The sequence below is a fragment of the Burkholderia ubonensis subsp. mesacidophila genome, from assembly GCF_002097715.1.
Lineage (GTDB): Bacteria > Pseudomonadota > Gammaproteobacteria > Burkholderiales > Burkholderiaceae > Burkholderia > Burkholderia mesacidophila.
Genome location: NZ_CP020737.1, coordinates 712,298 through 739,100, shown reverse-complemented (window position 1 = coordinate 739,100; position 26,803 = coordinate 712,298). Strand labels below are relative to the sequence as shown.

Below are 26,803 nucleotides of genomic sequence, written 5' to 3'. Positions count from 1 at the left end.
AACCGAAAGCGGGGGCCGCGCCAGCAGTTTCCGCACGATCGTGCGGCACTGTTGCGTTGCAGCACTTGACAAGCGCGCGCCGCCCCCGCCGACGATCCAGCGGGGTCGGAACGTCCATCGTGGCGTACCCGGCAGTGTCCGGGCGCAACCGGTAAAATGCGATCCCATGAAACCCGAAATCTGGACCCCGCACGTGACCGTCGCGGCGATCGTCGAGCGCGCCGGCCGCTTTCTCGTGATCGAGGAGGAAACCTCGGCGGGCCTGCGCATCAACCAGCCCGCCGGCCACCTCGAAGCCGGCGAATCGCTCGCCGACGCCGTGATCCGCGAAACGCTCGAGGAAACTTCGCATCCGTTCGAGCCCGACGCGCTCGTCGGCGTGTACCTCGCCCACTACGACCGCCCCGGCAATGCCGGCGCCACCTATCTGCGCTTCACGTTCTGCGGCGCGGCGGGCGAGCCGCTGCCCGGCCACCGGCTCGACGACGGCATCGTCCGCACGCTGTGGCTGACGGCCGACGAACTGCGCGCCTGCAGCGAGCGTCACCGCTCGCCCGCGGTGATGCGCTGCGTCGACGACTATCTCGCCGGGCGGCGCATTCCGCTCGATTTCGTGCATACGCATTCGGTCGCGCCGCGGCCGGACGCATTCGATCGTCAGGTGGTGAACAAATGAGCAAGCGACGTGTCGTGGTGGGCATGTCGGGCGGCGTCGATTCGTCGGTGACCGCGTGGCTGCTGAAGGAACAGGGGTATGACGTCGTCGGCCTGTTCATGAAGAACTGGGAAGACGACGACGACGGCGAATACTGCTCGACGCGCCAGGACTGGATCGACGTCGTGTCGGTCGCCGACCTGATCGGCATCGACGTCGAGGCCGTCAACTTCGCCGCCGAATACAAGGACCGCGTGTTCGCCGAGTTCCTGCGCGAATACTCGGCCGGCCGCACGCCGAACCCGGACGTGCTGTGCAACGCCGAGATCAAGTTCAAGGCGTTCCTCGATCACGCGATGACGCTCGGCGCGGAAACGATCGCGACCGGCCACTATGCGCGCGTGCGCGAGCGCGACGGCCGCTTCGAGCTGCTGAAGGCATTCGATCATACGAAAGACCAGTCGTATTTCCTGCACCGGCTGAACCAGGCGCAGCTGTCGAAGACGATGTTCCCGCTCGGCGAGATCCCGAAGACGAAGGTGCGCGAGATCGCCGCGCAGATCGGCCTGCCGAACGCGAAGAAGAAGGATTCGACGGGCATCTGCTTCATCGGCGAGCGGCCGTTCCGCGATTTCCTGAACCGCTATCTGCCGACGAAACCCGGCCCGATGAAGACGCCCGATGGCAAGACGGTCGGCGAGCACATCGGCCTCGCGTTCTACACGTTCGGCCAGCGCAAGGGCATCGGCCTCGGCGGCAGCAAGGACGGCAGCGGCCAGCCGTGGTTCGTCGCCGCGAAGGACATCCCGTCGAATACGCTCTACGTCGTGCAGGGCCACGACCATCCGTGGCTGCTGTCGCACGAGCTCGTCGCCGGCAACGTGAGCTGGACCGCCGGCGAGCCGCCGGCCGACGGCTTCGCGTGCGGCGCGAAGACCCGCTACCGGCAGGCGGACGCGGGCTGCACGTTTGCAAAGGCCGGCGGCGAACGCTTCTCGCTGACCTTCGGCGACGCGCAATGGGCGGTCACGCCCGGCCAGTCGGCGGTGCTGTACGACGGCGAGATCTGTCTCGGCGGCGGCATCATCGAGTTCGCGGCGACCGGCCAGCCGGGCCACGCAGCGCCCGCGGAGGCCGGCGCGCCGGCGCTCGTCGAAGCACGCTGAGCGGCCTACCGGCCGCTCCCGGCCCTCCCCCCGAACCACCCCGCGCCGCCGCCCGTCAGGCCGTGCGGCGCAACACGGCGTCGTAGCGCTCGCGCGCCGCGTCGAGTTCGGGAAAATGCCGCTCGGCCCACCGGTCGAGCGCGATCAGCGTCGCCACCAGCGATTCCGCCACCGGCGTCAACCGGTACTCGACGCGCGCGGGCCGCGCGCGAAAGTCCTCGCGCGCGATCAGCCCGTTGCGCTCCAGCTCGCGCAAATTCTGCGTCAACACCTTCTGCGAAATGCCGCCGATGCGCGCCAGCAGCTCGCCGTTGCGCAACGGCCCCGCCGCCAGCGCGGGCAGGATCAGCAGCGTCCATTTGCCGGCGACCAGCGTGAGCGCGTCGCGCGCCGAACAGTCGGCCGCGTAGACGTCGCCGGGGAATGCCATGGTTACCTCCGGGTGCGTAATTGCGCGGCCGGCAGCCGCGGGCCATCATCGTCGCACATCGTCGGAGCCCGTTCATGCATGCACTGATCCTCCTCGCCCATCCGGAACCCCGCTCGTTCAACGCACACCTGGCCGGCGCGGCGGCAGCGGCCTGGCGCGAACAGGGACATGCCGCGACCGTCGTCGACCTGTACGCGGACGGCTTCGACGCGCGCGAGGCGCCGTGGCATCACGCCGACCGGCACGATCCCGCGCATTTCGACGCGCAGCGCGAGCAACGCCATCACTGGCAGCGCGGCTCGCTCGCCCCCGAGATCCGGCAGCACGTCGACATGCTGCATGCGGCCGACGCGCTGGTCCTGCAATTCCCGTTGTGGTGGTTCGGCGCGCCCGCGATCCTCAAAGGCTGGATGGACCGCGTGTTCGTGTATGGCGGCCTCTACGACAGCCGCCGGCGCCACGAACGCGGCGTCATGCGGGGGCGCCGCGCGCTGCTGAGCGTGACGACCGGATCGTCGGCGACGGCCTGTGCGCCCGACGGGCGCGAAGGCGATACGCGCCTGCTGCTGTGGCCGCTCATGTACGCGCTGCATTATGTCGGCTTCGACGTGCTCGAGCCGCACCTGATCCACGACGTGCGCGACGATCCCGACGACGCAGCCGCCCGGCGACGGGACGCCGCCCTGCGGGAGCGGGCCGACGCCTATCGTGCGCGGCTGCGCGACTGGTCCGCGTGGCCGCGGATGCCGTTCAACCGGGACGAGGACTTCGACGGCGGCGTCACGCTGAAGCCGGACGCCCCCGTGTACAGCCCGTTCATCCGCCACGCGCGACGCGAGGGCTGACGCGCGCGGCCATGCGGCACGTCAGCGCAGGCCTGGCGGTTCCCGTAGTAGACTCTGGCCCAGCATCGGCGCCGGTCGCAGCGCGCATGCGCGGCCCCGCGAGACGGATGTCGCCGCGCACCCGGCACAGGCGGCCGCCGGCTGTTGAGCACGCCGCCGCGCCGACGCATGGCGCACCGCGGCGATCCAGAAAATGTATAGGGAGTCCCCAATGTTTTCCCGACGCTATCTCGCGATGTGGTGCGCCGTCGTCCTGTTCGTGGCGGTCGCGGCCCTCGCCGCCGGCCATGCGATCGCGTGGCTCTGGCTTGCCATCCCCGCCGCCCTCGTCGCCCTCGGCCTATACGACCTCAACCAGGACCGTCACGCGATCCTGCGCAACTACCCGCTGTGGGGCCACCTGCGCTTCCTGTTCGAATTCATCCGGCCGGAAATCCGCCAGTACTTCGTCGAGGACGACACCGACGAGAAACCGTTTTCACGCGCGCAGCGCAGCCTCGTCTACCAGCGCGCGAAGAACGTCGGCGACAACCGCCCGTACGGCACCGAGCTGAACGTGAAGGCGGTCGCGCACGAATGGATCAGCCATTCGCTCGCGCCGACGAAGCTGCCGAACCATGATTTCCGCGTCCGCGTCGGGGCGAGCCGCGCGCAGCCGTACGACATCTCGATCTTCAACATCTCGGCGATGAGCTTCGGCTCGCTGTCCGCGAACGCGATCCGCTCGCTGAACCTCGGCGCGAAGAAAGGCGGCTTCGCGCACGATACCGGCGAAGGCTCGCTGTCGAAATACCACCGCGAAAACGGCGGCGACATCATCTGGGAAATCGCGTCCGGCTACTTCGGCTGCCGCAACGACGACGGCACGTTCAGCCCGGACAAGTTCGCGAAGCAGGCGGCCGACCCGCAGGTGAAGATGATCGAGGTCAAGCTGTCGCAGGGCGCGAAGCCCGGCCACGGCGGCGTGCTGCCGGCCGCGAAGATCACGCCCGAGATCGCCGAGACGCGCGGCGTGCCGATGGGCAAGGACTGCATCTCGCCCGCGACGCATTCGGAATTCTCTACGCCGCGCGGGCTGCTCGAATTCGTCGAGCGGCTGCGCACGCTGTCCGGCGGCAAGCCGACCGGCTTCAAGCTGTGCATCGGCCATCCGTGGGAATTCTTCGGCATCGCGAAGGCGATGCTCGAGACCGGCATCGTGCCGGATTTCATCGTCGTCGACGGCGCCGAGGGCGGCACCGGCGCGGCGCCGCTCGAATTCACCGATCACGTCGGCGTGCCGCTGCAGGAAGGGCTCCTGATCGTGCACAACACGCTCGTCGGGATCGGCGTGCGCGACCGCGTGAAGATCGGCGCGAGCGGCAAGATCATCACCGCGTTCGACGTCGCGCGCACGCTCGCGATCGGCGCGGACTGGGTGAACTCGGCGCGCGGCTTCATGTTCGCGGTCGGCTGCATCCAGGCGCAGACCTGCCACACCGGCCGCTGCCCGACCGGCGTCGCGACGCAGGACCCGGTGCGCCAGCGCGCGCTCGTCGTGCCGGACAAGGCGGACCGCGTGTACAACTTCCACCGCAACACGCTGCACGCGCTGCAGGAGCTCGTGCAGGCGGCAGGCCTCGCACATCCGTCCGAGCTGCGCGCGCATCACATCGTGCAGCGCATCGCGCCGCACGAGGTCCGGCTGATGTCGCAACTGCTCAAGTACGTGAAACCCGGCGCGCTGCTCGACGGCGGCCACTGCGGCTACACGCTGTATGAAAAATGGTGGCCGCTCGCGCGCAGCGATTCGTTCGCGCTCGGCGACGACGTCTACGCGTCGATCGACTGACGGCGCCGGCCGCTTCGGCCGTTTCGCTCGGCCGCCCGACCGGCAAAAAAAACGCGCCCCGAGGGGCGCGTTTTTCATCTGCTCGATGCGCGGGCGGCAGCGGCGCCTGCGCCGGCCGGGTCAGCCCTGCGGCACCGTGTCGATGAACGACTGGCGCTGCATCAGCTTCACGAAGTGCTTGTCGAGGTTCGGGTGACGCTCGCGCCAGTTCAGCTCGGACATCCGGAAGTCGAGATAGCCGAGCGCGCAACCGAGCGCGACGTCCGCGAGCGTGTAATGATTACCGACGCACCACATCTTGCCGCCGAGGCCCTGCGACATCGCGACGAGCGCGTCGTCGATCTTGCGCTGCTGGCGGGCAATCCAGCTCTCGCTGCGCTGATGCGCGTCGCGCTGCACGTTCTCGATGCGGATCGCGACCGACGCGTCGAGCGCGCCGTCGCACAGCGCCTCCCAGCAACGCACCTCGACGCGTTCGCGGCCCGACGGCGGAATCAGCTTGCCGACCGGCGACAGCGTGTCGACGTATTCGCAGATCACGCGGGAATCGAACACCGCGGCGCCGTCTTCCATCACGAGACACGGGATCTTGCCGAGCGGGTTCGAGGCATGGATGTTCGTGTCCGGCGCCCAGACGTTCTCGAGCTCCAGCTTGTAGTCGATCTTCTTTTCAGCAAGCACGATCCGCGCCTTTCGGACGAACGGGCTGCTGAGCGAACCGATTAATTTCATCATCTGCCTTTGTTGAGGAACCGCCGAGAGTATACGTTGTCGCCGATCATAACCGGCCGCCGACAGCCGGTAGAAAATCGCCCATCCGGCCTGTGGATGGTTTGCAACAACCGCGCCAGCGCCGTTGCGGCCCCCTTCCCACGCCCTCTCACGCGCCGCTTCCGGCGGCGCTACAATCGCACGATGAATGCGCCCCTCGATACCGCCATCGCCGTCGACGTCTACCACCAGCGCCGTGAACGCGTGCTTGCCGCACTGCGCGCCGCCGGCGGCGGCGTCGCCATCGTTCCCACCGCGCCGGAAGTGCTGCGCAACCGCGATGCGGGCTACCCGTACCGCCATGACAGCTACTTCTATTACCTGACGGGCTTCGCCGAGCCGGACGCCGTGCTCGTGCTGAACGCGTCCGCGCCGCACGGCGCGCCGCAATCGATCCTGTTCTGCCGCGCGAAGAACCCGGACCTCGAGATCTGGGAAGGCTTCCACTACGGGCCCGAGGCCGCGCGCGACGCGTTCGGCGTCGATGCGGCATTCGCCACCGACGTGCTCGACGCGGAAATGCCGCGCCTGCTCGCCGATGCGGGCACCGTGCATTACCGGTTCGGCGCGTCGGCCGAGTTCGACCGCCAGCTCGGCCGCTGGCTCGACGCGGTGCGCGCGCAGGCGCGCACGGGCGTCGCCGCGCCGGACGCGCTGCTCGACCTCACGCCGCTCGTCGACGACATGCGGCTCGTCAAGGACGAGCACGAGCTCGCGATCATGATGCGCGCCGCGCACATCTCGGCGCTCGCGCATCGCCGCGCGATGCAGGCGTGCCGGCCGGGCGTACGCGAATACGAACTCGAGGCCGAACTGCTCTACACGTTCCGCAAGCACGGCGCGCAGGCGCCGGCCTACGGCTCGATCGTCGCGGCGGGCGCGAACACATGCGTGCTGCACTACCCGGCCGGCAACGCGGCCGCGCGCGACGGCGACCTGATCCTGATCGACGCGGCGTGCGAGCTCGACGGCTACGCGTCGGACATCACCCGCACGTTCCCGGCCAACGGACGCTTCTCGCCCGCGCAGCGCGCGCTGTACGACATCGTGCTCGCCGCGCAGCAGGCGGCGATCGACGCGACCCGCGCCGGCGTGCCGTTCGAGGCGCCGCACGACGCCGCGGTGCGCGTGCTCGCGCAGGGCCTGCTCGACACCGGCATCATCCCGAAGACGCGCTTCTCGAACGTCGACGACGTGATCGCGGAGCGTGCGTACGCGCGCTTCTACATGCACCGCACCGGCCACTGGCTCGGCATGGACGTGCACGACTGCGGCGACTACCGCGAGCGGCTCGCCGAGCGCGACGGCAACGGCGCGCTGCCGTGGCGCACGCTGCAGGCCGGCATGACGCTGACCGTCGAGCCGGGCCTGTACGTGCGCGCCGCCGACGACGTGCCGCCCGAATACTGGAACATCGGCATCCGCATCGAGGACGACGCGATCGTACGCGAGCAAGGCTGCGAGCTGATCACGCGCGACGTGCCCGTCGCGGCCGCCGAGATCGAGGCGCTGATGTGCGCAGGCGCGGCGCACGACGCCTGAGCAGGCGGCTGCCGACCGTTTCTTACGTTTCACGATTCCTGATGACGACCGACTCCTCCCCGGCCACGCCGGACCACGACATCGCCATCGTCGGCGCCGGCCCCGTCGGGCTCGCGCTGGCCGGCTGGCTCGCTCGACGCAGCGCGACGCGGCACTGGTCGATCGCGCTGATCGACGCGCGCGAGCCCGCCGCGAGCGCGAACGATCCGCGCGCGATCGCGGTGTCGCACGGCAGCCGCGTGCTGCTCGACACGCTCGCGTGGCCCGCCGACGCGACGCCGATCGAACACATTCACGTGTCGCAGCGCGGCCATTTCGGCCGCACGCTGATCGACCGCGACGAGCACGACGTGGCGGCGCTCGGCTACGTCGTGCGCTACGGCTCGCTCGTGCAGGCGCTGGCGGGCGCGGTGCGCGGCACGGGCGTCGACTGGCTCACGTCGACCTCGGCGCGCGCGCCGCAGCAGGACGCCGGCGGCGTCACGCTGACGCTCGACGGCCCGCAGGGCGAACGCACGCTGCGCGCGCGGATCGTCGTCAACGCCGAAGGCGGGCTGTTCCACGAGCAGCAGGACGACGACGGCAAGCACCGCCGCGACTACGGCCAGACCGCGATCGTCGGCACGGTGACGGTGTCAGCGCCGCGCCCGAACGTCGCGTGGGAACGCTTCACGCACGAAGGGCCGCTCGCGCTGCTGCCGCTCGGCGGCGCGCAATATGCGCTGGTGTGGTGCTGCGAGCCGGGCGAAGCCGCACGCCGCGCCGCGCTGCCCGACGACGCGTTCCTGCGCGAGCTCGGCACGGCGTTCGGCGAGCGCATGGGCCGCTTCGTCGCGATCACCGGGCGCGCGTCGTTCCCGCTCGGCCTGAACGCCGCGCAGACGCTCGTCGACCGGCGCATCGCGATCGTCGGCAATGCCGCGCAGACGCTGCACCCGGTCGCGGGCCAGGGGCTCAACCTCGGCCTGCGCGACGCGCATACGCTCGTCGACACGCTGTCCGGGCGCGGCGCCGAGCCGGCCGCGCTCGCGGCCTTCAACACGCGGCGCGCGCTCGACCGGCGCTTCACGATCGGCGCGACCGACACGCTCGCGCGGCTGTTCACGATCGAGGCGGGCCCGCTCACGCTGCTGCGCGGCGCGGCGCTGACCGCGCTCGAACTCGTGCCGCCGCTCAAGACCGCGATCGCCCGCCAGATGATGTTCGGCCAGCGCGGCTGACGCGCGCAGCGCTGCAGACAAACCGGGTCAAATCGGCTCGGCGAGGGAATACGGTAAAATGCGCGTTTTCCCTCCGCCCTTTTCTTGCCCGCGCTGGTCCGCGGGCGGTGTCATTGCGATGCCCGTTATCGGCTCTCACGTATTGCGCAACAACCTGTTCGTCGCCCCGATGGCCGGCGTGACGGACCGGCCGTTCCGCCAGCTGTGCAAACGGCTGGGGGCCGGCTATGCCGTGTCCGAAATGGTCGCGTCCAACGCCCAGCTGTGGAAAAGCGCCAAGACGATGCGGCGCGCGAACCACGAAGGCGAAGTCGAGCCGATCGCCGTGCAGATCGCCGGCGCCGACCCGGCGATGATGGCCGAAGCCGCCCGCTACAACGTCGACAACGGCGCGCAGATCATCGACATCAACATGGGCTGCCCGGCGAAGAAGGTCTGCAACGTCGCCGCGGGCTCCGCGCTGCTGCAGAACGAGCCGCTCGTGAAGCAGATCGTCGAGGCGGTCGTCGGCGCGGTCGGCACCGGGCCGGACGCCGTGCCCGTCACGCTGAAGATCCGCACCGGCTGGGACCGCGAGCACAAGAATGCGATCACGGTCGCGCGCCTCGCCGAGGCCGCCGGCATCTCGATGCTCACCGTGCACGGCCGCACGCGCGCCGACCTGTACCGCGGCGAAGCCGAATACGAGACCATCGCGGCCGTGAAGGCGGCCGTCGGCATTCCGGTCGTCGCGAACGGCGACATCACGTCGCCGCAGAAAGCGAAGGCGGTGCTCGACGCGACCGGCGCCGACGCGCTGATGATCGGTCGTGCCGCGCAAGGTCGGCCGTGGCTGTTCCGTGAAATCGATCATTTCCTGCAAACCGGCGAGCTGCTGCCGCCGCCGCTGATCGACGAGATCCAGCAGGTGATGAACGAGCATCTGGAAGATCACTACGCGTTCTACGGAGAATTCACGGGAGTCCGTACTGCGCGCAAGCACATCGGCTGGTACACTCGCGGCCTTTCCGGCGCCAACGGGTTCCGGCACCGGATGAACACGCTCGATTCCACCCGCGAGCAGCTCGCCGCCGTCAATGCATTCTTCGAAGCGCAGAAGGCGCTGTCCGACCATCTCGTCTACGTCGACGAGGACGAGGATGACCACGGCGAGTCGGACGACCATAACCAGTTAGCAGCATGAGCAAGCACAACATCGAACAATGTGTCCGCGAGAGCCTGGACGTGTATTTCCGGGATCTAGACGGCTCCAATCCGCATGACGTCTACGAAATGGTGATGTCCTGCGTCGAAAAGCCGATGCTCGAGGTCGTGCTCGAACAGGCGGGCGGCAACCAGTCGCTCGCCGCGGAGTACCTCGGCATCAACCGCAATACGCTGCGCAAGAAGCTGCAGCAGCACGGCCTGCTGTAGCCGGCCGCCCTGTCCCCGTTTCCCTGGCTATCGGTGGTTCCATCATGATCAAGCAAGCGCTCATTTCCGTTTCCGACAAGACCGGCATCGTCGACTTCGCGAAGTCGCTGTCCGACCTCGGCGTCAAGCTGCTGTCGACCGGCGGCACCGCGAAACTGCTGGCCGACGCGGGCCTGCCCGTCACCGAGGTGGCCGACTACACCGGCTTCCCGGAAATGCTCGATGGGCGCGTGAAGACGCTGCATCCGAAGGTGCATGGCGGCATCCTGGCGCGCCGCGACCTGCCCGAGCACATGCAGGCGCTCGAAGCGCACGACATCCCGACGATCGACCTGCTCGTCGTGAACCTGTACCCGTTCGTCGCGACGATCGCGAAGGACGACTGCACGCTCGCGGACGCGATCGAGAACATCGACATCGGCGGCCCGACGATGCTGCGCTCGGCGGCGAAGAACCACCGCGACGTGACGGTGATCGTCGACCCGGCCGACTACGCGGTCGTGCTCGACGAGATGAAGGCGAACGCCAACACGGTCGCCTATGCGACCAACTTCCGTCTCGCGACCAAGGTGTTCGCGCACACCGCGCAGTACGACGGCGCGATCACGAACTACCTGACGAGCCTGACCGACGAGCTCAAGCACACGTCGCGCAACCCGTACCCGGCGACGCTGAACATGGCGTTCGACAAGGTGCAGGACCTGCGCTACGGCGAGAACCCGCACCAGAGCGCCGCGTTCTACCGCGACATCGCGACGCCCGCCGGCGCGCTCGCGAATTACCGCCAGCTGCAGGGCAAGGAACTGTCGTACAACAACATCGCCGATTCGGACGCCGCGTGGGAATGCGTGAAGACGTTCGACGCGCCGGCCTGCGTGATCATCAAGCACGCGAACCCGTGCGGCGTCGCGGTCGGCAACGACCCGGCCGACGCGTATGCGAAGGCGTTCCAGACCGACCCGACGTCGGCGTTCGGCGGCATCATCGCGTTCAACCGCGAAGTCGACGATGCGGCCGCGCAGGCCGTCGCGAAGCAGTTCGTCGAAGTGCTGATCGCGCCGTCGTTCACCGATGCCGCGAAGCAGGTGTTCGCCGCGAAGCAGAACGTGCGCCTGCTCGAGATCGCGCTGGGCGAAGGCCATAACGCGTTCGACCTGAAGCGCGTGGGCGGCGGCCTGCTGGTGCAGTCGCTCGATGCGAAGAACGTGCAACCGCACGAGCTGCGCGTCGTCACGAAGCGCCACCCGACGCCGAAGGAAATGGACGACCTGCTGTTCGCGTGGCGCGTCGCGAAGTACGTGAAGTCGAACGCGATCGTGTTCTGCGGCAACGGCATGACGCTCGGCGTCGGCGCGGGCCAGATGAGCCGCGTCGACTCGGCGCGCATCGCGAGCATCAAGGCGCAGAACGCGGGCCTCACGCTCGCGGGTTCGGCAGTCGCGTCGGATGCGTTCTTCCCGTTCCGTGACGGCCTCGACGTCGTCGTGGCGGCGGGCGCGACCTGCGTGATCCAGCCGGGCGGCTCGGTGCGCGATGACGAAGTGATCGCGGCGGCCGACGAGCACAACATCGCGATGATCCTGACGGGCGTGCGCCACTTCCGTCACTGATCGACGGCGCGCGGCCCGCGGGGCCGCGAGACACGAGCCCGGCGGCGTCGCACCCGCCGGGTTTTTTATTGCGCGGCGCCGGCCGTCGCTGCCGCGCTCGGCAAGATCTCGCGGCCGCGCGCCGCGTCGCGGCGGCATGCCGCGCCTTTCGTTGTAGTATCGCTGCATCACGCAACTCCCTAGTTACATGCGAATTCTCGGCATCGACCCCGGCCTGCGCGTCACCGGCTTTGGCGTCATCGACGTCAGCGGCCACCGGCTCGCCTACGTCACGAGCGGCGTGATCCGCACGCCGACGGCCGACCTGGCCACCCGGCTCGGCACCATCTTCCAGGGCGTCTCGACGCTCGTGCGCGAACACGCGCCCGATCAGGCCGCGATCGAAAAGGTGTTCGTCAACGTCAACCCGCAGTCGACGCTGCTGCTCGGCCAGGCGCGCGGCGCCGCGATCTGCGGCCTCGTCACGGGCGGGTTGCCGGTCGCCGAATACACGGCGCTGCAGCTCAAGCAGGCCGTCGTCGGCTACGGTCGCGCGACCAAGGCGCAGATGCAGGAGATGGTCACGCGGCTCTTGAATCTCTCCGGGCAGCCCGGCACCGACGCGGCCGACGCGCTCGGCATGGCGATCTGCCACGCACACGGCGGCAACACGCTCAGCACGCTCGGCGGCCTCGCGCCGGCACTCGCCAAGAAAGGGCTGCGCGTGCGGCGCGGCCGGCTCGTCGGCTGATGCCGGCGGCGTGCGCTGGGCGATCACCCTGCTGCACGCCGCGCTTCCCGCGCTCCCGGCCGAACGGCCGGCCCATCGGTTTTCCGTCGCGCGTGCGCTACACTCGCGCTTTCTTCATCGCCTCGCACAATCCATGATCGGTCGCATCGCCGGCATCCTCCTCGAAAAGAACCCGCCTCACCTGCTCGTCGACTGCAACGGCGTCGGCTATGAGATCGACGTGCCGATGAGCACCTTCTACAACCTGCCGCAGACCGGCGAGCGAGTCGTGCTGCTCACCCAGCAGATCGTCCGCGAGGACGCGCACCTGCTGTACGGTTTCCTGACCGCGCAGGAGCGCACGACCTTCCGTGAGCTGCTGAAGATCACCGGCATCGGCGCGCGCATGGCGCTCGCCGTGCTGTCCGGCATGAGCGTGCCGGAGCTCGCGCAGGTCGTGACGATGCAGGACGCCGCTCGCCTGACCCGCCTGCCGGGCATCGGCAAGAAGACGGCCGAGCGCCTGCTGCTGGAGCTGAAGGGCAAGCTCGGCGCCGACCTCGGTGCGCTCGCCGGCGCCGCGTCGCCGTCCGACCACGCGGCCGACATCCTCAATGCGCTGCTCGCGCTCGGCTACTCCGAGAAGGAAGGCCTCGCCGCGATCAAGAACGTGCCGGCCGGCACCGGCGTGTCCGAAGGCATCAAGCTCGCGCTCAAGGCCCTGTCGAAGGTGTAACGGCCCCGCGTCCGACGCAGTGTCGCGCCGCCGCATGCGGCGCGCCAGTCGGCCGTTCGGCAAGGGCCTGTTCACGCTAATAACGGGCTTGCGCTGGCCGCCAGAAGGGCCGAGCGCAAGGATTGCGACGAAACGAATACCGGACGTATTCGCGAGGAGCATGACGCAGCGATCGGCCCTTCTGGCGGCCAGCCCCAAGAGAAATTTCTTGGTTACGGGAACGTGCCTTGCCGGCCACATTGCGGCGTCGCGCGTCGCTTGTTTGGCTCGGCCAAACGGCGCTCCTTGCTCCTTGCACTGCGGCCGGCAAGGCACGTTCGCAAGCCCGTTATTAGCGTGAACAGGCCCTGGGCCGCGTAACGGCGCGCGGTACAATGGCCGCATGATTGAAACCGACAAACTCGCCACCGAGCGGATCATCGCCGCCACGCCCGCCTCGTCGCACGAGGAGGTGTTCGAACGCGCGCTGCGGCCGCGCCAGCTCGACGAATACGTCGGCCAGGAAAAGGTGCGCGGCCAGCTCGAGATCTTCATCGAGGCCGCGAAGCGCCGTTCCGAACCGCTCGACCACGTGCTGCTGTTCGGCCCGCCCGGTCTCGGCAAGACGACGCTCGCGCACATCATCGCGCGCGAAATGGGCGTCAACCTGCGCCAGACGTCGGGCCCGGTGCTCGAACGCGCGGGCGACCTCGCGGCGCTGCTGACGAACCTCGAAGCGAACGACGTGCTGTTCATCGACGAGATCCACCGCTTGTCGCCGGTCGTCGAGGAAATCCTGTACCCGGCGCTCGAGGATTACCAGATCGACATCATGATCGGCGAGGGTCCGGCGGCGCGCAGCGTAAAGCTCGACCTGCAGCCGTTCACGCTCGTCGGCGCGACCACCCGCGCCGGGATGCTGACCAACCCGCTGCGCGACCGCTTCGGGATCGTCGCGCGCCTCGAGTTCTACGATGCGGAGCAGCTGTCGCGCATCGTGCGCCGCTCGGCGTCGCTGCTCAACGCGCAGATCGATCCGAACGGCGCGCTCGAGATCGCGAAGCGCTCGCGCGGCACGCCGCGGATCGCGAACCGGCTGCTGCGCCGCGTGCGCGACTACGCGGAAGTGAAGGCCGACGGCAACATCACCGCGGCCGTCGCCGATGCGGCGCTCGCGATGCTCGACGTCGATCCGGTCGGCTTCGACCTGATGGACCGCAAGCTGCTCGAAGCGATCCTGTACAAGTTCGACGGCGGCCCGGTCGGCATCGACAACCTCGCCGCGGCAATCGGCGAGGAGCGCGACACGATCGAGGACGTGCTCGAGCCGTACCTGATCCAGCAAGGCTTCCTGCAGCGCACGCCGCGCGGGCGCGTCGCGACGCTGCTGACCTACCGCCACTTCGGGCTCGCCGCGCCGGATGCGGGCGCCCCGGCGCGCGGCGCATGGGAGACGTCCGACGGGCAGTGAACGCCCGCCCGACGCCGCGCCGGCGATGACGACGCCATCCAATCCGCCCCCCGGCGCGCCGGTGTCGCACCCGCGCTGGCTCGAGCCGCTCCGCAAGCGGCTCGTGGCCGGTGTCACGCACCTGACGACAGGCAGCGGCCCGTCGCTCGACTTTTCGTCGCCGCCCGGCGATCCGGGCCTGTTCGGCCCCGACGCGGTCTGCTGGCGCGTGCATGCGGACTTCGCGTCGATGATGACGGGCGGCATCTCCGCGCTGCTGCTGCAGGCGCTGCATCCGCTCGCGCTTGCCGGCGTATGGGATCACTCGTCGTTTCGCACCGACATCCTCGGGCGGTTGCGGCGCACTGCGACGTTCATTTCCGGCACCACGTTCGGCAATCGCGCAGACGCGCTCGCGCTGATCGAGCGCGTGAAAGCGATACACGCGAAGGTGCACGGCACCGCGCCCGACGGGCGGCCCTACCGGGCCGACGATCCGGCGCTGCTGACCTGGGTGCACGTCGCGGAAGTATCGAGCTTTCTCGCCGCGCACCTGCGCTATGTGAACCCGACCTTGCCGGGCGAGCTTCAGGATCGCTATTACGAGGAAACGGCGCGCATCGCCGAGATGCTCGGCGCGCAGGACGTGCCCCGCTCGCGCGCCGAGATCGACGCGTATCTGGCGCGCATGCGGCCCGATCTGGAAGCCGGGCCGCGCACGTTCGAGGTGATGCGGATTCTGCTGAATGCGCCGGTCGCGCGGCCGGCGATGCGGCCTGCCGCGACCCTCGTGATGCATGCCGGCATCGACCTGCTGCCGCCCTGGGCGCAGGACCTGCTCGGGGTGTCGAGATTCGCGCCGCTGCGGCGCGCGGTGGTCCGGCCGGGCGTGCGCGCGGTCGCGCCGGTGCTGCGCTGGGCGCTTATCAATGGCGCATCGAGGCGCGCCCGGCGGCGTGCGACCGCGGCACCGCATAGCGGCAAGCCTTCTGCCTGACAGCCGCCTTCCAAATATTTCAATTTGCCGTCATATTCGTCTGACAAGCTGACGGGCTTGCTGCTGCGCGCATGCGCGCCGCGCTCCCATCCAACCCGACGACCGATGCCTGCGATGTCCCGTCTGCCGATCCGCTTCGCCATTGCCGCCAGCCTGATTACCGTTTTCGCCCTCTCCGCTTGCGGCGGCGACGGGACGGCCCCCGTCGCACGGGCCGACGTGCAGGCGCCGGCCGGCGGTGGGACAACGACTCCAGCGACACCGGCGCCCCTGCCTCCCGTCACGCCGCAACCCGGCAAGTGGAAGGCCGCCCGAACGGGCGACCTGCTGGACGTCGCGCTCGGCGCCCTGCATCCGACGCAGGGCGCGATCGGCTACGACCAGATCTACTACAAGCTCGGCCGCTACGAATTGCAGCCCGACAAGAAATTCGACGACTTCTGCGCCGACGAAGGCCTCGGCGGCGTCGCGGCAAACGGCTACACCGTGCAGTCAACACTGCGCGAACCCGCGAGCTACGCGTGCACGACGACCGACGCGAACGCCCGCGACCGCACGGTGCTGAATCCCGTCGTGATCGGCCCGAACGGCGACACGCTGTACGTGACCGACGGCCACCACGGACTGTCAACCTACTACGAGACGCCTGACGGCGGTGCGCCGCTGCACGTCCACGTGGTCGTGAAGGACAACCTGAGCGGCTACTCGGGCGACGCGTTCTGGCAGCAGATGCAAAGCCGCGGCTACCTGCGGCTCAAGGACGGCAACGGCCAGCCGATCACGGCCGCGCAATTGCCCGCGGGGCTCGGCCTGAAGCTCGGCATGACGAACGACCGCCACCGGTCGCTCGTCTATTTCACGCGCGACATCGGCTACAGCAAACCCGCGCAGGCGACCGACTATCTCGAGTTCTATTGGGCCGACTGGCTGCGCGCGCAGCCCGCCACGTTCTCGCTCGCGAGCTACGACCTGACGCGGCCCGGCGCGACCGACCCCGATCCCACCAAGGCCGACACGGGCTACCTGAACGCGGTCTGGAACGCGTCGACGCGCATGGTCGCGGCCACCGACCCCGTCATCGACGGCAAGACCGGCGCCGACCTCGGGCGCGCCGATGCGATCAACGGCGGCAAGAAGTACAACAAGGGGGAATTCGACAAGCTGCGTCAGCCGATCACGGCCGGCAAGCCCGGCAAGATCGCCTACGCGCTCGACTACAAGGCGCGCCACGGCCTGCAGTGAGCGGCCGGGCGCTCAGAGCACCTTGCGGTACCCGTCGTCGTCGCTCGCTTCGTCCAGGTGCGACACGTCTGCCCACTGCACGACGTTCGCGCGTCCGTCCGCATAGTCGACGACGTTGATGCTCGTGTTGAGCAGCTGATAGCTGCGTGGCGCGGCGAGATCGAGCCCGTTCGCGAACCGGTACACGCAGTCGAGCACGCCGCCATGTGCGACGCAGGCGATTCGCCCGCCCGGATGCGCGGCGACGATCGGCTCGATCGCGTGCAGCACGCGGTGATAGAACGCGCGCTGCGACTCGCCGCCTTCGGGCTCGAAGCCGGGGTCGCGCGTCTGCCACGCGGCGTACGCGTCGGGAAACCGCGCCTCGATCTCCGTGCTGTCGTGCCCCTGGAAGATGCCGTACGCGCGCTCGCGCAAGCCCGCGCGCAGCACGAGCGGCAGGCCGAGCACATCGGCGGCCGGCTGCGCGGTCTGCTGCGCACGCATCAGGTCGCTCGAATAGATCGCGTCGACGCGCGCCCCGTCGCGCGTTTCGCGCGCGAGACGCACGGCCAGCCGCTGCGCCTGCGCGAGGCCCGAGTCGGCCAGCGGAATGTCGATATGGCCCTGGATGCGCTTGATGCGGTTCCAGGCCGTCTCGCCATGACGGATGAAGAGAATCTGCGTGGTGGCCATCGCGGCGGCGCCTCCGGGAATGATCAGGGCCGCACTTGCAGCCAGAATGTCACGGGCCCGTCATTGACGAGCGAGACCTGCATGTCGGCGCCGAACTCGCCGGTCGCGACGAGCGGATGACGCTCACGCGCCGCGTCGACGAAATAGTCGAACAGGCGCGCGCCCTCGTCGGGCGGCGCCGCGGGCGTGAAGCTCGGACGCAGGCCGCTGTTGGTGTCCGCCGCGAGCGTGAACTGCGACACGAGCAGCAGGCCGCCCGCGAGTCCCGCGCCGTCGATGTTCGACACCGGCAGGTTCATCTTGCCGGCCGCATCGCTGAACACGCGATAGCCGAGCACCTTCGCGAGCAGCTTGTCGGCCGCCGCCTCGGTGTCGCCGCGCTCCGCGCAGACGAGCGCGAGCAGGCCCGCGCCGATCTCGCCCGTCACGCGGTCGCCGACGCGCACGTCGGCGCGCTTCACGCGCTGGATCAGCGCGATCATGCGGTCAGCGTCACGCGCGCGAAGCGGCGCTTGCCGACCTGCACGACGTACTCGCCCGCCTCGATCTTGAGGCCCTTGTCCGTGATCGCCGTCCCGTCGATCTTCACGCCGCCTTGCTCGATGTTGCGCAGCGCTTCGCTCGTCGACGGCACGAGGCCCGCCTGCTTCAGCAGCTGGCCGATCGCGAGCGGCGCGCCCGCGAGCGTCACCGCCGGGATGTCGTCCGGCACGCCGCCCTTCGCGCGGTGGTTGAAGTCCTCGAGCGCGCGCTCGGCGTCGGCCTGCGAATGGAAGCGCGCGACGATCTCCTGCGCGAGCAGCACCTTGAAGTCGCGCGGGTTGCGGCCTGCGTCGATCTCGCGGCGGAAGCCGACGATCTCGTCCATGCTGCGGAACGACAGCAGCTCGAAGTAACGCCACATCAGCGTGTCCGAGATGCTCATCAGCTTGCCGAACATGTCGGTCGGCTTCTCGCTGATGCCGACGTAGTTGCCCTTCGACTTCGACATCTTCTCGACGCCGTCGAGGCCTTCGAGCAGCGGCATCGTCAGGATGCACTGCTGTTCCTGGCCGTATTGCTTCTGCAGCTCGCGGCCGACCAGCAGGTTGAACTTCTGGTCGGTGCCGCCCAGCTCGAGGTCGGCGTTCAGCGCGACCGAGTCGTAGCCCTGCATCAGCGGGTACAGGAACTCGTGGATCGAGATCGGCACGCCGCCCTGGAAGCGCTTCGTGAAGTCCTCGCGCTCGAGGATGCGCGCGACCGTGTAGCGCGACGCGAGCTTGATCATCCCGTCGGCGCCCAGCGGCATCGACCATTCGCTGTTGTAGCGGATCTCGGTCTTGTCGCGGTCGAGCACCAGCGCGGCCTGCTCGAAATAGGTCTTCGCATTCGCCTCGATCTGCTCGCGCGTGAGCGGCGGGCGCGTCGCGTTGCGGCCGGACGGGTCGCCGATCAGCGACGTGAAGTCGCCGATCAGGAAGATCACCGTATGGCCGAGGTCCTGCAGCTGACGCATCTTGTTCAGCACGACCGTGTGGCCGATGTGGATGTCCGGCGCGGTCGGGTCGAGGCCGAGCTTGATGCGCAGCGGCTTGCCCGTGGCCGCGCTCTTCGCGAGCTTCTGCGCGAACTCTTCCTCGATCAGCAGCTCGTCGACGCCGCGCTTCGTGACGGCGAGCGCGTGCCGCACTTCATCGGTGATCGGGAAAACAGGCTTGGAACTGGGTTCGGTGCTCATCGGTGCCAGGAAGAAGGTCGCAAAAACAAGGATTTTCCCATAACTTGCGCGCGCATCGCTTAACGGCGGCCCCGCTTGCGCGGATAATCGCCCGCAAGGCGCGCGGCACCGGCCGCCGCCGCATGATCCAGGAGGGTATACGTGCCGATGCGACGTCCATCACCCGGCCACCCGGCCGACGGCGTTTATTTCGGATTGATGTCGGGAACGAGCATGGACGGCGTCGACGGCGTCGCCGTGCGCTTCGAGACCGGCAAGCCGCCGGCCGTGCTGGCCGAAGCCTTCGTCGGGTTCGCGCAGACGCTGCGCGACGCGCTGTTCGCGCTGCAGCAGCCGGGCGACGACGAGATCGACCGCGAGGCGCTGGCCGCCAACGCGCTCGCGGCCCGCTACGCGGTGTGCTGCCATGAACTGCAGCGCGCGGCCGGCCTTGCGCCCGACCAGGTGCGCGCGATCGGCGTGCACGGGCAGACGGTGCGCCACCGCCCCGAGCGCGGCTACACGCGGCAGACCAACAATCCGGCGCTGCTCGCCGAATTGACGCATGTCGACGTGATTGCCGACTTCCGCAGCCGCGACGTGGCCGCGGGCGGCCAGGGCGCGCCGCTCGTGCCGGCGTTCCATGCGACGGTATTCGGTGCGCCGCGCGAGACGCGGGTCGTCTGCAATCTCGGCGGCATCAGCAACATCACGATCCTGCCCGGCGACGGCGGCGACGTGCGCGGCTTCGACTGCGGCCCCGCGAATGTGCTGATCGACGAATGGGCGAGCCGCCACCTCGGCAAGCCCTACGACGAGAACGGCCGGTTCGCGGCGCGCGGCGCCGTCCATGCGCCGCTGCTCGATGCGCTGCTCGACGAGCCCTATTTCGATGCGCCGCCGCCCAAGAGCACCGGACGCGACCTGTTCAATCCGGCTTGGCTCGATGCGAAGCTGGCCGCATTCGCGCAGCTCGCGCCGGAGGACGTGCAGGCCACGCTCACGGCGCTGACGGCCGTGTCGATCGCGCACGAGATCGCACAGCATGCGCCCGACTGCACGGCCGTCTACGTGTGCGGCGGCGGCGCGCGCAATCCCGTGCTGCTCGACGCGCTTTCAAACGCGCTGCGCGACCGCGGCGTTCGCGCGGCAGTCGACACGACGGCCGCGCTCGGCGTACCGCCGCAGCAGGTCGAGGCGCTCGCGTTCGCGTGGCTCGCGTACCGCTTCGCCGCACGCGAGCCGGGCAGCCTCGCGACGGTCACCGGCGCGGCCGGCGACCGCGTGCTGGGCGCGCTCTATCCGCGCTGAAGCGGCATACGCGTATCATCCAGGCATAAAAAAACGGGGCTTCATGCCCCGTTTTTCATTCCGGCGAGCCGGATCGGACGCCTCGTGCGCTCAGACCGAGAACGACGAACCACACCCGCAGGTGGTCGTCGCGTTCGGGTTCTTGATCACGAACTGCGCGCCGTTCAGATCGTCCTTGTAGTCGATCTCTGCGCCGACCAGGTACTGGTAGCTCATCGAGTCGATCAGCAACTGGACGCCGTTCTTGTTCATCACGGTGTCGTCCTCGTTGACTTCCTCGTCGAACGTGAAGCCGTACTGGAAGCCGGAGCAGCCGCCGCCCTGCACGAACACGCGGAGCTTCAGGTCAGGGTTGCCTTCTTCGTCGATCAGTTGCTTCACCTTCTCGGCTGCCGCGTCGGTGAAGACGAACGGGGCCGGCATTTCGGTCGTGGCTGCGGATTCGGTAACAGCGTTCATACGAACTCTCCAAAAAGCTTTAGCCGCTATTGTAGGGCCGATCTCAAGATCGTGCCGAAGTCCATGAAATCAACAGGTTCTTATCGATTTCGTCAAACCGGCGGCCGGCGGCGGCGCGCGATCGCGAAACGGACGCGCATAAAAAAACCGCCAGCGCAAAAGCTGGCGGTTTTTCCGGCGGACGCCGCCCGAAAGCGGCGCGGCCATGAAGCGGAATTAACGCTTCGAGAACTGCTTGGCGCGGCGTGCCTTGCGCAGACCGACCTTCTTACGCTCGACTTCACGTGCATCGCGCGTGACGAAGCCTGCGTTCGACAGCGACGGCTTCAGCGCCGCATCGTAGTCGATCAGTGCACGGGTGATGCCGTGGCGCACTGCGCCTGCCTGACCCGTTTCACCGCCGCCCGTCACGTTCACCTTGATGTCGAACGTCTGGCCGTGGTTCGTGAGTTCCAGCGGCTGACGCACGATCATCAGCGACGTTTCGCGCGAGAAGTAGTCAGCAATGGGCTTGCCGTTGACGACGATGTCGCCCTTGCCTGCCTTGATGAAGACACGAGCGACGGCGCTCTTGCGGCGGCCCGTACCGTAGTTCCAGTTACCGATCATATGGGCTCCCGTTAGATCTCGAGCGCCTTCGGCTGTTGAGCCGAGTGCGGATGCGTCGCTTCAGCGTAGACCTTCAGCTTCTTGATCATCGCGTAGCCGAGCGGGCCCTTCGGCAGCATGCCCTTGACCGCCTTCTCGAGCGCACGGCCCGGGAAGCGTTCTTGCATCTTGCCGAACGTCGTTTCATAGATACCGCCCGGGTAGCCCGAGTGACGGTAGTACTTCTTGTCCAGAGTCTTGTTGCCCGTGACCTTCAACTTGCTCGCGTTGATGATGATGATGAAATCACCGGTGTCGACGTGCGGGGTGAACTCAGGCTTGTGCTTGCCGCGCAGACGGCGTGCCACTTCGCTGGCAACACGGCCGAGAACCTTATCCGTCGCGTCAATCACGTACCATTCGCGCGTCACCTCATGGGCTTTTGCGGAAAACGTCTTCATGATCGATCCAAAAAAAATGCTTTGCCCGATGTGTTCTTTCCTGCTTGTGTAGGTGCGCTTCGAGGCGCGGTGCAGGCTCTCCCTGTTCTTTTTCCGTGGGCATGAATGCGGAAAAGCCCTGAATTATAAAGGAATTGCCGCGCCGCGGTCAAAGGGAATCCGCATCCGGGTGTCCGGCGCGCCGGAAATCGGCCAAAATCCGGTCCTGCCCCGTTATATCCGGCGATTCCGAGCGCCCGGGGGCATCCATCGGCGCACGCGAGAACGTGCCGGACAAGGAAAAACAACAACCACGATGAAGAAACGACTCACGCCACTCCTGGCCGCCGCCCTGCTGGGCGGCGCCGCATCGGCCGCCGCCGACCCGGCCGGCTGCAACGCGAAGCTCGACGCACTCGACGCGCGCATCGCCGCCGCGCGCGAAGCACGCGCCGAGGATCGCGTCGCGAAACTGCGCGCCGTGCGCGAACGGGTGCGCCACTTCTGCGCGCGCCGCCACGGTCATGCTTCGGCCGTCGACGCCCCAGGCGCCTGACGCTCGCGGGACGCGCACTTTGCGCGCCGATGTTTGCATGAGACGAAAAAAAGCCCGAACGGCTGGTTCGGGCTTAATCCACCATAGGAGGAGGGTGGAGGAGACATTCGGAGGGTGCCGCAGCGCGACAACCAATGAGTCGCATTATACGAACGGGCTGCCGGCAGCACAAGAAAATTTGCATTGCGAAATCTACAACCATAATGCGAAATAACGAGGCCGCAAGCCCGTCATCGCAATTTCCCTTAAAAATCAAATATTTGCAGATTCACGCGAGCCGAGCCGGCAGCACCCGGCTAGAGCAAAACCCCTAAATTCCCAAGGGAATTCGCGTTCCCCCGCCCCATTCCGGGGCCCGTGTCGGCGCATGCCGATTCGCGTCGTGCGGCGCATCAGCCGCCCGTGGCCGTGCGGGCTACAATGCCGGATCGAATTCGAATCAGGCAACGCTGGAGCGCAAGCATGGAATGCAAAGTTAGCTGGTTGGGTCAGGACGGCATGGCGTTTTCCGCCCAGACCGGAAGCGGGCACCTCGTCACGATGGACGGCGCGCCCGAGGGCGGCGGCCACAATCTCGCGCCGCGGCCGATGGAGATGGTGCTGCTCGGCACCGGCGGCTGCACCGCGTATGACGTCGTGCTGATCCTGAAGAAGAGCCGCCAGGAAGTCGCCGGCTGTTCGGTCACGCTGAAGGCCGAGCGCGCGAGCGAAGATCCGAAGGTGTTCACGAAGGTCCACTTCCACTTCACGGTCACCGGCCGCAACCTGAACCCGGCGACGGTCGAGCGCGCGATCAACCTGTCGCACGACAAGTACTGCTCGGCGTCGATCATGATCGCGAAGACGGCCGAGCTCACGCATTCGTTCGACATCGTCGCAGGCTGATCGGGCGCCGCGCGGTACCCGAAAGAAAAAGGGCCGGCGTCCCGCAAGGAGACGCCGGCCCTGTCGCATTCGAACGGCAAAGCAGGCCGATAAGCCGGATTCTGTGCACGCTGCACGCCGAAGCGCACAGCGCGTGGCAGCCATTCCTCTAGGCGCGCCATTGCTGACGCGCTCAAGCTTCCTACCCGCAGACGAGACGGGGGCCCCGTCCTGCATCCGGAGATGCGCGCCTGCCTACTTGGAATTGCTCCGGGTGGAGGTTACCGTGCCGGCGAACGTCGCCGTCGCCGCGGTGCGCTCTTACCGCACCGTTTCACCCTTACCTGATCCCGGCTTGCGCCGGGCCATCGGCGGTTTGCTTTCTGTTGCCCTGTTCCGCGTGTCGCCACGGATGGCCGTTAGCCATCACCCTGCCCTGTGGAGTCCGGACTTTCCTCGCCCCCGCCTGCCCGAAGGCGGCGAGGCCGCGACTGCCTGGCCTGCTTTGCGACGCGCATTCTAGCACCGTGCGGCCGGCCGTTACAGCGGCCGCGTTCGCCGCCCGCTGCGAAACACCGCGGAATCGTCGTAGAACCCGGGATCGGCGTTCGCCTCGCACCAGCCCGGCACGCCCAGCACCGGCAGCGGCGCGAAATCGCGGCTCGTCAGGTCGCGCGTCACGAGCATCTGCGCGACCCGCGCATCGACGTGCGCGGCCCGGCGCTCGGCCGGCCACGAAAAATAGTCGTCGCTCACTTCGACGATCCACGTGTGCGCGGTACAGGACTTGTACGGCGCGACGAGCTTCTCGAGCAGCGCATGCCCGACGAGCCGCACCTCGCAGCGCGCGCCCCACGCGTCGCGCGCGGCCACCAGCAGCGCGCGCCAGTCGAAGCCGCGCAGCGCGTCGGCGAGTGCCGGATCGGCCGTCACGAACAGCGCGGCATTCTCGTCGAACAGCGTCAGCGCGTCGCGCAACGCGCCGCGCACGGGCCCGACGCCGCCTGCCGTGTCGATCGCCGCGGCCTGGCGCGCGTTCAGCGCCGCCTTGATGCGCGGATACGCGAACCAGACGAGCGCGTTGAAGAAATCGTGGAGATTGTGCCGGGTCGGCACGCCGCCCGTTGCGGCGATATGGGTCTCGTACGCGACGCCGGCCGGCAAGTCGGCTTGCGGCACGAAGCGCAGCGGCGCGCCGCGTCCGGTGACGGGCGGCGTGCCACCCGTCGTGCCATTCAGTGCGCCATTCAGTGCGCCGTTCAGCGCGGCGAGCAGCGCGGACTCGCCGTCGAGCGCGCCTGCCTGCACGACGCGCCCCGTTGCGGCAAAGCCAGCAAGCCACGGCGCGGACCAGTCGATCCGCGCGAACGCCGCCGCACCGCAGTCGGCCGGCTGGCCGGCCGCGTGCGGCGACGCGGCGTTCACGCGAGTTTCCAGCCGATCGATTCGCCCGCGCGCAGCGGCACGACCGGCGTGTCGCCCGCGAGGATCTCGAGCGGCAGCTCCCACGGCTCGCGGCGCAGCGTGACCGTCTCGGTCGCACGCGGAAGGCCGTAGAAATCCGCGCCGTAGAAGCTCGCGAAGCCTTCGAGCTTGTCGAGCGCGCCGGCGTTGTCGAACGCCTCCGCATACAGCTCGAGCGCGTGCAGCGCCGTGTAGCAGCCCGCGCAGCCGCACGCGGCTTCCTTCGCGTTGCGCGCATGCGGCGCGCTGTCGGTGCCGAGGAAGAAGCGCGGGTTGCCCGAGGTCGCCGCCTCGACGAGCGCGACGCGGTGCGTCTCGCGCTTGAGCACCGGCAGGCAGTAGTAATGCGGGCGAATCCCGCCGACGAAGATCGCGTTGCGGTTGTACAGCAGGTGATGCGCGGTGATCGTCGCGCCGATCAGGCCCGGCGCCGCGTCGGCGTCGCGCACGTAGTCGGCCGCGTCCTTCGTCGTGATGTGCTCGAACACGACCTTCAGGCCCGGGAAATCGCGGCGCAGCGGCGTCATCACGCGGTCGATGAAGACCTTCTCGCGGTCGAACAGGTCGATCGACGCGTCGGTCACCTCGCCGTGCACGAGCAGCGGCATCCCGGCTTCCTGCATCGCCTCCAGCGTCTTCGCGCATTTCGCGAGATCGGTCACGCCGTGGTCCGAATTGGTCGTCGCGCCCGCCGGATACAGCTTTACGCCGTGCACGAAGCCGCTTTCGCGCGCGCGGCGGATCTCGTCGGGCGGGGTGTTGTCGGTCAGGTACAGCGTCATCAGCGGCTCGAACGTCACGCCGGCCGGCACCGCGGCCAGGATCCGCTCGCGGTACGCGTGCGCCTGCGCGGTGGTCGTCACGGGCGGCTTCAGGTTCGGCATGATGATCGCGCGGCCGAACTGGCGCGCGGTGTGCGGCAGCACGGCGGCCAGCATGTCGCCGTCGCGAACGTGCAGGTGCCAGTCGTCGGGACGGGCGAGCGTCAGCGTCGCCGGGGAGGAAGCGTTCGAGGCAGTCATAGGAGGCGTCGTGAGGAACGGAAACGGGAAAACGGTGCCGGATGCCGCCGGCGCGGGCCGGCTGACGGCTAACCGCAACACGGAGCCGTTTGTCGGCGGAATCCGCTTTTTACCGCTGTTGGCTCGGTGATATGCTAGAACCATATATTGTACCGGGGTTCACCCGGTCCCAACTGGTCCGCTACCCGCTTCAGCCTGCCGTCCCAAGTAAAATGTGCCAACTCCTAGGAATGAACTGCGCCGCGCCGACGGACGTCACATTCTCGTTCACCGGTTTCGCGGCCCGGGGCGGGCTCACCGACCACCATGCCGACGGCTGGGGCATCGCCTTCTTCGAGGACAAGGCCTGCCGCTTGTTCATCGATCACCAGGCATCGGCCACGTCGCCGATCGCCGAAATGGTCAAGCGCTACCCGATCAAGTCGAAGAACACGATCGCGCACATCCGCAAGGCGACGCAGGGCCATATCCTGCTCGAGAACAGCCACCCGTTCATGCGCGAGCTGTGGGGCCGGCACTGGATCTTCGCGCATAACGGCGACCTGCAGGACTACGCGCCTGACATGGAAGGCAGCGTCTATCACCCGGTCGGCACAACCGACAGCGAACGCGCGTTCTGCGTGCTGATGCAGGGGCTGCGCGAAGCGTTCCCCGGCGCGCAGCCGCCGCTGCCCGAGCTGTTCGAGCGGGTCGGCGAGCTGACCCGCGGCATCACCGACCACGGCGTGTTCAACTTCCTGATGTCGAACGGCCAGGCGCTGTTCGCGCACTGCTCGACGCGGCTGCACTACATCGTGCGCCGCTGGCCGTTCTCGACCGCGCACCTCGTCGACGAAGACCTGTCGATCGACTTCGCGAAGTACACGACGCCGGAAGACCGCGTCGCGGTGATCGCGACGCAGCCGCTCACCGACAACGAAGTGTGGACCTCGTTCGAGCCGGGCGAGCTGATCATGTTCCAGTGCGGCGACGTCGCCGCGCGAATGCAGATCCCGGTGCCGCCCGCCGTGCTCGAGAAGCTGCGCAACCCGGCGCTCGACGCGTCGGCGTCGGCGTCCGCGCCCGCGCGGCCGTTGCCGGCCGTCGAGGCGGACGTCAGCGAAGACGCGTTCGACTTCTGAACCCGCGG

28 protein-coding genes and 1 other RNA gene are annotated in these 26,803 nt (G+C 68.3%); 18 read left to right on the top strand and 11 right to left on the bottom strand.

The genetic code is table 11. The features are described from left to right. Positions 1–166: 166 nt before the first annotated feature. Positions 167–676 carry an NUDIX hydrolase gene (locus B7P44_RS03565; RefSeq protein WP_084900733.1) on the top strand — a complete coding sequence of 170 codons (510 nt, stop codon included), beginning with the start codon at positions 167–169 and terminating at the stop codon, positions 674–676. Then, on the top strand, positions 673–1,821 hold the full coding sequence (mnmA, locus tag B7P44_RS03560) for a tRNA 2-thiouridine(34) synthase MnmA (protein WP_084900731.1): 1,149 nt from the start codon (positions 673–675) through the stop codon (positions 1,819–1,821). Before B7P44_RS03565 ends, mnmA begins: the two co-directional genes overlap by 4 nt. Positions 1,822–1,876: 55 nt before the next feature. Here the strand turns inward: mnmA and B7P44_RS03555 are convergent, their stop codons facing one another. Beyond that, entirely contained in the window at positions 1,877–2,251 is a 375-nt protein-coding gene (locus B7P44_RS03555) for a winged helix-turn-helix transcriptional regulator (RefSeq protein ID WP_084900728.1), read from the bottom strand. A 74-nt stretch (positions 2,252–2,325) separates the two neighbouring features. On the opposite strand from B7P44_RS03555, the gene B7P44_RS03550 reads away from it, so the two are divergent. Both B7P44_RS03550 and B7P44_RS03545 read left to right on the top strand, forming a co-directional pair. After that, positions 2,326–3,096: an NAD(P)H-dependent oxidoreductase gene (locus B7P44_RS03550; RefSeq protein WP_084900726.1), complete on the top strand. Its 771-nt coding sequence runs from the start codon at positions 2,326–2,328 to the stop codon at positions 3,094–3,096. A gap of 211 nt (positions 3,097–3,307) precedes the next feature. Continuing rightward, positions 3,308–4,927 carry an FMN-binding glutamate synthase family protein gene (locus B7P44_RS03545; protein WP_084900723.1) on the top strand — a complete coding sequence of 540 codons (1,620 nt, stop codon included), beginning with the start codon at positions 3,308–3,310 and terminating at the stop codon, positions 4,925–4,927. A 120-nt stretch (positions 4,928–5,047) separates the two neighbouring features. Here the strand turns inward: B7P44_RS03545 and B7P44_RS03540 are convergent, their stop codons facing one another. Then, entirely contained in the window at positions 5,048–5,662 is a 615-nt protein-coding gene (locus B7P44_RS03540; RefSeq protein WP_084900720.1) for a glutathione S-transferase family protein, read from the bottom strand. A gap of 180 nt (positions 5,663–5,842) precedes the next feature. Between B7P44_RS03540 and B7P44_RS03535 the strand changes: the two genes are divergently transcribed. From B7P44_RS03535 to B7P44_RS03485, 10 genes are all read left to right on the top strand, one after another. Next, positions 5,843–7,240: an aminopeptidase P N-terminal domain-containing protein gene (locus tag B7P44_RS03535; RefSeq protein ID WP_084900717.1), complete on the top strand. Its 1,398-nt coding sequence runs from the start codon at positions 5,843–5,845 to the stop codon at positions 7,238–7,240. Positions 7,241–7,281: 41 nt separating this feature from the next. Then, positions 7,282–8,460 (top strand): UbiH/UbiF/VisC/COQ6 family ubiquinone biosynthesis hydroxylase, encoded by a 1,179-nt coding sequence (locus B7P44_RS03530; protein ID WP_084900715.1) that lies wholly within the window; start codon positions 7,282–7,284, stop codon positions 8,458–8,460. A 118-nt stretch (positions 8,461–8,578) separates the two neighbouring features. Beyond that, positions 8,579–9,643 carry a tRNA dihydrouridine synthase DusB gene (gene dusB / locus B7P44_RS03525; RefSeq protein WP_084900712.1) on the top strand — a complete coding sequence of 355 codons (1,065 nt, stop codon included), beginning with the start codon at positions 8,579–8,581 and terminating at the stop codon, positions 9,641–9,643. Beyond that, entirely contained in the window at positions 9,640–9,873 is a 234-nt protein-coding gene (locus B7P44_RS03520) for a Fis family transcriptional regulator (RefSeq protein WP_006401675.1), read from the top strand. Before dusB ends, B7P44_RS03520 begins: the two co-directional genes overlap by 4 nt. Before the next feature lie 44 nt (positions 9,874–9,917). Further along, entirely contained in the window at positions 9,918–11,483 is a 1,566-nt protein-coding gene (gene purH, locus B7P44_RS03515) for a bifunctional phosphoribosylaminoimidazolecarboxamide formyltransferase/IMP cyclohydrolase (RefSeq protein ID WP_084900710.1), read from the top strand. A 187-nt stretch (positions 11,484–11,670) separates the two neighbouring features. Further along, positions 11,671–12,213 carry a crossover junction endodeoxyribonuclease RuvC gene (ruvC, locus tag B7P44_RS03510; protein ID WP_084900707.1) on the top strand — a complete coding sequence of 181 codons (543 nt, stop codon included), beginning with the start codon at positions 11,671–11,673 and terminating at the stop codon, positions 12,211–12,213. Between the two features lie 133 nt (positions 12,214–12,346). Beyond that, complete coding sequence (gene ruvA / locus B7P44_RS03505; RefSeq protein ID WP_084900705.1) at positions 12,347–12,928, top strand: Holliday junction branch migration protein RuvA; 582 nt, start codon at positions 12,347–12,349, stop codon at positions 12,926–12,928. Between the two features lie 382 nt (positions 12,929–13,310). Beyond that, complete coding sequence (gene ruvB, locus B7P44_RS03495; RefSeq protein ID WP_084900702.1) at positions 13,311–14,378, top strand: Holliday junction branch migration DNA helicase RuvB; 1,068 nt, start codon at positions 13,311–13,313, stop codon at positions 14,376–14,378. A 25-nt stretch (positions 14,379–14,403) separates the two neighbouring features. Further along, complete coding sequence (locus B7P44_RS03490) at positions 14,404–15,354, top strand: oxygenase MpaB family protein (protein WP_084906370.1); 951 nt, start codon at positions 14,404–14,406, stop codon at positions 15,352–15,354. A 105-nt stretch (positions 15,355–15,459) separates the two neighbouring features. Continuing rightward, positions 15,460–16,596 carry a ParB/Srx family N-terminal domain-containing protein gene (locus B7P44_RS03485; RefSeq protein ID WP_084900700.1) on the top strand — a complete coding sequence of 379 codons (1,137 nt, stop codon included), beginning with the start codon at positions 15,460–15,462 and terminating at the stop codon, positions 16,594–16,596. Between the two features lie 12 nt (positions 16,597–16,608). Here the strand turns inward: B7P44_RS03485 and B7P44_RS03480 are convergent, their stop codons facing one another. From B7P44_RS03480 to tyrS, 3 genes are read right to left on the bottom strand one after another with little or no spacing between them, the layout of a single operon-like run. Further along, a complete protein-coding gene (locus B7P44_RS03480; RefSeq protein ID WP_084900698.1) occupies positions 16,609–17,271 on the bottom strand; it encodes a histidine phosphatase family protein in 663 nt (220 codons plus the stop codon). Positions 17,272–17,294: 23 nt separating this feature from the next. Beyond that, entirely contained in the window at positions 17,295–17,753 is a 459-nt protein-coding gene (dtd, locus tag B7P44_RS03475; protein ID WP_084900695.1) for a D-aminoacyl-tRNA deacylase, read from the bottom strand. Continuing rightward, positions 17,750–18,991 carry a tyrosine--tRNA ligase gene (gene tyrS / locus B7P44_RS03470; protein WP_084900693.1) on the bottom strand — a complete coding sequence of 414 codons (1,242 nt, stop codon included), beginning with the start codon at positions 18,989–18,991 and terminating at the stop codon, positions 17,750–17,752. Before tyrS ends, dtd begins: the two co-directional genes overlap by 4 nt. Before the next feature lie 141 nt (positions 18,992–19,132). Between tyrS and B7P44_RS03460 the strand changes: the two genes are divergently transcribed. Continuing rightward, positions 19,133–20,281: an anhydro-N-acetylmuramic acid kinase gene (locus B7P44_RS03460; protein ID WP_084900690.1), complete on the top strand. Its 1,149-nt coding sequence runs from the start codon at positions 19,133–19,135 to the stop codon at positions 20,279–20,281. Between the two features lie 90 nt (positions 20,282–20,371). Here the strand turns inward: B7P44_RS03460 and erpA are convergent, their stop codons facing one another. The 3 genes from erpA to rplM all read right to left on the bottom strand — a co-directional run bounded on the left by erpA (position 20,372) and on the right by rplM (position 21,789). Continuing rightward, positions 20,372–20,740: an iron-sulfur cluster insertion protein ErpA gene (erpA, locus tag B7P44_RS03455; protein WP_010091356.1), complete on the bottom strand. Its 369-nt coding sequence runs from the start codon at positions 20,738–20,740 to the stop codon at positions 20,372–20,374. Between the two features lie 216 nt (positions 20,741–20,956). After that, on the bottom strand, positions 20,957–21,349 hold the full coding sequence (gene rpsI / locus B7P44_RS03450) for a 30S ribosomal protein S9 (protein ID WP_084900687.1): 393 nt from the start codon (positions 21,347–21,349) through the stop codon (positions 20,957–20,959). Positions 21,350–21,360: 11 nt separating this feature from the next. Further along, the gene (gene rplM / locus B7P44_RS03445; RefSeq protein ID WP_009687896.1) at positions 21,361–21,789 is read right to left on the bottom strand and encodes a 50S ribosomal protein L13; all 429 of its coding nucleotides are present in this window, start codon (positions 21,787–21,789) and stop codon (positions 21,361–21,363) included. Positions 21,790–22,084: 295 nt separating this feature from the next. On the opposite strand from rplM, the gene B7P44_RS03440 reads away from it, so the two are divergent. Both B7P44_RS03440 and B7P44_RS03435 read left to right on the top strand, forming a co-directional pair. Continuing rightward, positions 22,085–22,324, top strand: a complete 240-nt coding sequence (locus B7P44_RS03440) for a DUF1090 family protein (protein ID WP_088511405.1) — start codon at positions 22,085–22,087, stop codon at positions 22,322–22,324. A 420-nt stretch (positions 22,325–22,744) separates the two neighbouring features. Next, the gene (locus tag B7P44_RS03435; protein ID WP_084906366.1) at positions 22,745–23,209 is read left to right on the top strand and encodes an OsmC family protein; all 465 of its coding nucleotides are present in this window, start codon (positions 22,745–22,747) and stop codon (positions 23,207–23,209) included. A gap of 74 nt (positions 23,210–23,283) precedes the next feature. On the opposite strand, the gene rnpB is transcribed toward B7P44_RS03435, so the two are convergent. The 3 genes from rnpB to pyrC form a co-directional block, all read right to left on the bottom strand. Next, positions 23,284–23,695: RNase P RNA component class A (rnpB, locus tag B7P44_RS03430), an RNA gene on the bottom strand. 33 nt (positions 23,696–23,728) lie between these two features. After that, entirely contained in the window at positions 23,729–24,613 is an 885-nt protein-coding gene (locus B7P44_RS03425; RefSeq protein ID WP_084900686.1) for a DUF3025 domain-containing protein, read from the bottom strand. Then, complete coding sequence (gene pyrC / locus B7P44_RS03420; protein WP_084900683.1) at positions 24,610–25,674, bottom strand: dihydroorotase; 1,065 nt, start codon at positions 25,672–25,674, stop codon at positions 24,610–24,612. The genes B7P44_RS03425 and pyrC overlap by 4 nt, the downstream gene beginning before the upstream one ends. A gap of 212 nt (positions 25,675–25,886) precedes the next feature. Here pyrC and B7P44_RS03415 point away from each other — a divergent pair, with 212 nt between their 5' ends. Continuing rightward, positions 25,887–26,795 carry a class II glutamine amidotransferase gene (locus B7P44_RS03415; protein WP_084900680.1) on the top strand — a complete coding sequence of 303 codons (909 nt, stop codon included), beginning with the start codon at positions 25,887–25,889 and terminating at the stop codon, positions 26,793–26,795. The last annotated feature ends 8 nt before the right edge of the window (positions 26,796–26,803 follow it).